We start from the raw sequence: 1,051 nt of genomic DNA on the forward strand, positions 1-1,051 counted from the left end.
GCGCGTGCTCCTCCTGAAGCAGCTTGTACTTCTTCTCCAGATCCCGCAGCCGCTTAAGTTCGGAAGCGGTTTCCAGATCCAGCTTGGCATCCTTGGTCACGATCAATCCCTCTCTGGCAAGCTTGCGCCAGCGTGACAGCATGAAGGGGTGAATGTCCAGAGCGTCTGCAACATCCTGGATCAGAACATCGGGTAGGTCACTTAGCCGTACTGCGGTGGCCTTGAATCCATCGCTGTAGCGGTTGGTCTTTCTGGGGCCTGATTTGGCCATGTTGCACCTCCAATTGGTTAGATGGAGGTGTCAACTAATTTGGGGGAAGGTTAACGTCCGAGTTGATGGCGTTGTTAGCCAGCCGTTTCTCCAATGAAAATCATGGAAGCTGGTTTCTGGGTCTTTGGGTGGGTCGGCTCACGTACTTCACATAGCTGAAAACCACTATCAACGAACAATTTTATCCAGCTCTCCAGGGTTCTAAAATACCACGGCGCCGGGTTAGAGAAATTGCTACCGAACCCGGCCCATGAACCTTCGCGCCACCCATCTCGGTATGGCAAGTCGCCGCACGCCATCACTGGGTGAAGGGTTTGTACGACAAATGTGCCATGTGAATTTAGCAGGGATGGAACAGCCTCAAATACTCCCTCAACCGATTCTTTTCCGAGTAACGCGAAGTTACAGACAACAACATCAACCAAGACTTTGAGTTTCCCAGCAGCAATCTCTTCGTAAGACAGCATGCGAAAATCTCCGCCACCGGCGCGCCGGGCTTCTTCAACAAGTCTTTGTACAACATCGATACCTACAGCATGCATATCTCTGGCGGCAAGTTCACGAACAAGCCATCCTTCGCCACAGCCAATATCAAGGACGGAGCGTGGTAGACGGCTGAGAATGGCATCAATGATGGCTTGATCTGTAATCTGCTTGCGACTCTCAATCTGGCCCTCACGTACCGCAGCAGTCCACGGTAGGGCGTTTATGCCCCATGACTCAACAATTTTTGCGTCGCTGAATGGTTCAGTATTCATCCGGTTTCCGGCTGGCTAACGT

2 protein-coding genes are annotated in these 1,051 nt (G+C 52.0%); both read right to left on the minus strand.

Annotation, left to right across the window (positions count from 1 at the left end; all coding sequences use genetic code 11):
- The coding region (locus IV098_RS08800; protein WP_296888195.1) for a transposase at positions 1 to 271 on the minus strand (271 nt) is incomplete at its 3' end.
- A gap of 74 nt (positions 272 to 345) precedes the next feature.
- Positions 346 to 1,029 (minus strand): bifunctional 2-polyprenyl-6-hydroxyphenol methylase/3-demethylubiquinol 3-O-methyltransferase UbiG, encoded by a 684-nt coding sequence (locus IV098_RS08805; protein WP_296888197.1) that lies wholly within the window; start codon positions 1,027 to 1,029, stop codon positions 346 to 348.
- Positions 1,030 to 1,051 lie beyond the last annotated feature (22 nt).

The organism is Thiobacillus sp., assembly GCF_018780105.1.
Taxonomy (GTDB): Bacteria; Pseudomonadota; Gammaproteobacteria; order Burkholderiales; family Thiobacillaceae; genus Thiobacillus.